Raw genomic sequence first — 5,266 nt, forward strand, 5'->3', positions numbered from 1 at the left:
GTAGAGGTTGCCGCGCAAACCATACGCCAGCAGGGTCTGCGCCTGTGCGGTGCTGATCACGCCAAACAGTGAACCCTCGTAGGGGCCTTCGAGTTTTTCCCAGGTCTGGCCGTCATCGCTGGAGCGAAACATGCTGCCTTGCTCACCGACGATAAACAGGCCGGCGCCCTTGACCTGGGCGATGGCGTTGAGGTGGTACTGGTCTTCGTTGTCCAGGCGATCGCTGACATCGTTCCAGGTTTTGCCGGCGTCGGTGGTCTCGATCAACGCACCGTAGGCCCCCACGGCCAGGCCGTGGTTGGCGTCGTTGAACCACACATCGAGCAATGGCGCTTCGCGTTTGAGGTCTTGATATTGCTGGGTCCACGTGGCGCCGCCATCGGTACTGGCAAGAATCTGCGCATCATGGCCGACGGCCCAGCCGTGCTGGTCATCGACGAAAAATACCGCCGTGAGCAGTTGCCGGGTGGGCACTTTGGCTTGGGCCCAAGTGGTGCCCTGATCATCGGAATAGAGGATATGCCCACGATCACCGACGGCCACCAGGCGCTTGCCTGCGTGAACCACGTCGATCATCAAGCCTTTGGCGGCCTTGGGGGACTCAATCGCAAAGACTGCGGCGGCGGGGCTATCGCTGGCGGCCAGTACCGGCGTCGACAATACGCTGCCAGCAAGCAGCGAGAGCGCTGTGGCCAGCAGCGCAACCCTGCGTGCGGCGCGTGGGCGGCAAACAACCCAACCCATGACAGGCTCACTCATAGACCTTTCTCCCATTTATTATTGTTAGGTCGTCTTCTCTTTCAGGGCCTTGAAACCTGCAATCTAGAGCGCCTGGAGGAAGCAGGAGCCATCCTATCGGGCTTTGGAATCGTCTGACAATCGGCGCTACGTTATCTTTTGTTAACTGGCGGCTTTTGGCCATGTGCTGAATATAGCTGCATCAGCTGAAATGATGGCCCCACGTGATCGTTCCCATGCTCCGCGTGGGAATGCACCCCTGACGCTCTGCGTCCTCACCGCGCAAACAGCGGGGCGCAGAGCGCCCCGGGCGGCATTCCCACGCGGAGCGTGGGAACGATCAGGGAGAATGAATTTTTATTCCATCTATTGAATTTAGTGAATTTTTATTCCATTAATGGCGTTCCTGAAAACAATAATCCAAAGGACCACGACGATGCGTGAACTCGGAATCGGCTTGATCGGCACAGGCTTCATGGGCCGCGCCCACGCGCTGGCGTTCAACAACGCTCGGGCGGTATTCGAACTGCCGGTACACCTCAAGCTGGCCGCCCTGGCCGATGCCGACACCGAACGCGCTCAGCGTTGTGCCAGCGCCTGGGGGTTTGCCCAGGCTCATGGCGACTGGCAAGCGCTGATCAACGATCCCAAGGTCGACGTCGTGGCCATCACCACCCCTAACCATTTGCATTACCCGATGGCCATGGCCGCGATTGCGGCGGGTAAAGCTGTGTATTGCGAAAAGCCCCTGGCCGTCAGCCTTGAACAAGCCGATGCCATGCGCCGCGCCGCGCATACCGCCGGGGTGGTGACTCGGGTCGGCTACAACTACCAGCACAACCCGATGATCGTGCTGGCGCAGCAGATGATTGCCAAAGGCGAGCTGGGCCAGATCATCAGTTTCCAGGGTGAGTTCAGCGAAGACTTCATGGCCGACCCGGCCTCCCCTTGGTCGTGGCGCTGCGAAGTGGAGCACGCCGGCGGCGCCCTGGCTGATCTGGGCAGCCATTTGCTGTCGATGGCCCGCTATCTGGTGGGCGATGTGACTCATGTCTGTGCCGATACCCAGACCGTGCACAACCAGCGCCCCGCCACCGCCGGCAGCCCGACCTCAAAAACCATTGCCGTGGATGACCAAGTGCACGCCCTGTTGCGTTTCGCCAACGGCGCCCGTGGCACGGTGAGCAGCAGTTGGCTCAAGCACGGCTACAAGAACCATCTGAGCTTTGAGATCAGCGGCACCCAAGGCACCCTGGCGTTTGACCAGGAACGCTTGAATGAACTGCGTCTGTGCCGCATCGGCCAGGACGGTTTCCAGCGTCTGCTGGCAGGCCCTGCCCTGCCCGGTTATGCGGCGTTCAGCCCGGCGGCGGGGCATCAGCTGGGTTACAACGAATTGAAGACGTTGGAAGTGCACGAGTTGATCATGGCGCTGGCCGGCCAAGGGGCGCAGGGCACAGACTTTGAGGCGGCGTGGGAGGTGGAGCGGTTGGCGACGGCGATTCGAGTTGCGGCTCAGGAAGAACGCTGGGTCAGGGTCGGCAAACTTTAACGCAAGCCGGTCCGTCCCGGTCAGCCGGATAAACGCCGCCCTCGCCTCCAGTGTGGGCATGCACTGTCCTTGCCACTCATAAGGACGCTCGCGAGGAAGGCTTGACAGCCTTCCCTCAAGGCTGGAGCAAATCGACGCATTCGCACTTCAACCAGTAAACTTTCCCAACTTTAATCAGCCATCCCCCACCTGAAACAAACAAAACCTCATACAGCACCGTACAAACAACTCTCACCTCAAATACGCCTATTACTTACCATCACACATCGAAATAAATACCTTCTGGCCTTATATAAATAAATAAGCCACCTTACTTCACCACAAGAATTCAAGCACTTCTTAAAACCCAACCCAACGCAAACAATCCGAGACATATTCATGTCAGCCATTACAAATTATCATCCCTCGTACGTAAAACCTCAAACTTACCCGCTCTCGGCCGACGCCCCAACAGCCGATCCACTTGCACCTTCGTTATCGGACAAGGTTGCACGAGACCTTACTCGCGACAATTTGAAATTAAAAGATAAAAATGGCGACGGCAAACTAACAGTTTCATATAAATTTTTAGACCAGGGCGCAGGTGAGTTCAGCCAGGCCAGAAAGAAAGCGTTCAAGAGCGCCATCAAGGCTTGGGAAGACGTGGTCAAAGTCAAGTTCACCGAAAACGCCAAGGAGGCTGATGCGTTTTTTGTACTTCATGCCAATCCGGGCGTTGGTGGATATGCCGTCATGCCAAATGACCAAGGAACTGCAAGCATTGGCATCGGCGTCGGCGATAAGAACTCGCCCCTGCACTCTGCCATGATCCATGAGCTTGGTCATAGTTTGGGATTAGACCATCCAACCGGAGATTACCCAGAAAACAACCATACTCATACTGCCATGAGTTACAGTAACAAATGGTGGCTACCCACAGACAATCCTAGGCTTCGTATTTCGGACTATAACTTGACTCCAGCAATGCACGACATCGCAGGCATTCATCGCTTATACGAACCCAATTATGAAACCCGAAAAGATAATACAACCTACGGCTTTAACTCCAACACTGAGCGCGATCATTATACGTTGACCTCCGCCGACGACCTGACCAACTTTTGTGTCTGGGACAACGGCGGCGAAGACACGTTGGACTTTTCCGGCTTCAAGCAGAACCAAAAGATAAACCTGGCCGCCGAGACACTCTCGGATGTGGGCGGCCGCGTGGGCAACGTGTCCATCGCCAAGGGCGTTGTGATGGAGAACGCCATCGGTGGCTCAGGGCATGACGTACTGATCGGCAATCACGTCAATAACAGACTAACCGGCGGAGCCGGTCGCGACACACTGATAGGCGGCGGTGGTGCTGATACCTTTGTTTATAACAAAGCCAGCGACTCCACCCCTGGGAATCCGGACATACTTGAAGACTTTACCAGCGGCGTCGACAAGATCGACCTGTCCAGGGTGCTCAACGACGCCGGCATTGAAAAGCCGGAGCTGGTTAGCGTACTCACCGGTCGCAAAGGCGAGCTGACGCTCAGCTACGATGAAAATGCCAAGATGCACAAACTGGTTCTGAATGTGAGCGGCAAACCTGACTCTGCACTACTGATTCTGAGCAAAGGACCTATAGCGCCGGACGACATCCTGACCCACGCGGATTCAACGCCCGAGCCTGTGCCCGAGCCAGAACCTGAGCCAGCCCCCAAACCCAGGCCTGAACCAGAACCGAAGCCCAGGCCCAAGCGTGAACCCAAGCCCAAGCCAGAACCAGAGCCCAGGCCCACCCCAGTATCATGCCCCCGACCCGACACGCGCGACACGGTCTATGGTTTCAATGCAAATACCGGACGCCCCAGTACAACCCTCACCTCTGCCTGCGACAAACCTTATTTCAGCGTGGACGACAGAAAAGGCAACGACACCGTGGACTTCTCTGGTTTCTATCAAGACCAACAGATTGATCTGACACCCGGTACTCGCTCCAGCGTAGGTGGGCTACGCGACAATGTGTTTATTACGCAAACAACCGTCATCGAAAACGCCATAGGTGGCAAGGGTAACGACCGTATCAGCGGAAATAGCGCCGATAACATCCTGATCGGTGGTGCAGGCGCGGACCATCTGACCGGCAATGGAGGCTTTAATATCTTCAGCTACCATTTTGCCTGCGATTCTCCACGCAACAACGCGGACACCCTCTTGGACTTCACCACGGGCAAAGACAAGATTGATTTGAGAAAAATGAGCGAAAATGCCCAAGTCAAACTCAACTATGTCAACCAGTACCGCAACCAGCCCGGCGACACGATCATCGTGCACAACCCGTTCACCGGCAGGTACTTCCTGGGCGTTGACCTGACGGGCGATGGCAAGACCGATTTTCTGATCAAGAGTACCCGCCCCATCAGCAACGAAGACGTGATCGGACTGAACATCCAGGATGACGGTTACCTGTAAGGGTGCTCACAGGCTAAACAGCCTCAACGCAACGCCCTGCGTAGCACTTTACCGACGGTGGTCTTGGGCAATTCCGTGGTGCGAAACTCCACATATTTAGGCAGCTTGTACCCCGTCAGGTACTCCCGGCAGTGCGCAAGAATCTGCTCCTGAGTCAGGTGCGGGTCCTTGCGCACGACGATGATCTTGACCTTCTCCCCAGTCACCGCATCTTCCACCCCAATGGCCGCCACTTCGGCAATCCCAGGGTGCATGGCCACCACGTCCTCGATTTCATTGGGGTACACATTGAAGCCCGAGAGGCGGCAACCACGGGCCACTGAAAAACAGTCAACCCAAAAATTTTGGGGAGGTAGAGGGCACGGTACTTTAAATTAAAGTCAGCTAGTCCGCGAGTGCCTAGGCATCGCGGACCACCGGAAAGTAAGCGTCCAGCCGCCCCACCTTTACTCAGGTTGAGGCGCGAGGGGTAATAGCTCATCGATCCGGCTGTTGGGCCAGCTGGGTAGTTTTTCCAGCGTATCCTTGAGC

General features: G+C 56.5%; 3 protein-coding genes and 1 pseudogene. 2 read left to right on the forward strand and 2 right to left on the reverse strand.

What is annotated here, in order from left to right; all coding sequences use genetic code 11:
* Nucleotides 1-759 (reverse strand): WD40/YVTN/BNR-like repeat-containing protein (locus GIW04_RS27535; RefSeq protein ID WP_236479396.1); only part of this gene is annotated, 759 nt, incomplete at its 3' end.
* A 415-nt stretch (nt 760-1,174) separates the two neighbouring features.
* Here GIW04_RS27535 and GIW04_RS27540 point away from each other — a divergent pair.
* Together GIW04_RS27540 and GIW04_RS27545 are read left to right on the forward strand one after the other, a co-directional pair.
* Complete coding sequence (locus GIW04_RS27540; RefSeq protein WP_094774619.1) at nt 1,175-2,290, forward strand: Gfo/Idh/MocA family protein; 1,116 nt, start codon at nt 1,175-1,177, stop codon at nt 2,288-2,290.
* 378 nt (nt 2,291-2,668) lie between these two features.
* Nucleotides 2,669-4,735, forward strand: a complete 2,067-nt coding sequence (locus tag GIW04_RS27545) for a M10 family metallopeptidase C-terminal domain-containing protein (RefSeq protein WP_120248261.1) — start codon at nt 2,669-2,671, stop codon at nt 4,733-4,735.
* 23 nt (nt 4,736-4,758) lie between these two features.
* On the opposite strand, the pseudogene GIW04_RS27550 reads toward GIW04_RS27545, so the two are convergent.
* Nucleotides 4,759-5,037, reverse strand: a pseudogene (locus GIW04_RS27550) (AMP-binding enzyme); the annotation flags it as partial.
* Between the last annotated feature and the right edge of the window lie 229 nt (nt 5,038-5,266).

It is taken from the genome of Pseudomonas sp. PA-4-8C, assembly GCF_021606625.1.
Lineage (GTDB): Bacteria > Pseudomonadota > Gammaproteobacteria > Pseudomonadales > Pseudomonadaceae > Aquipseudomonas > Aquipseudomonas lactis.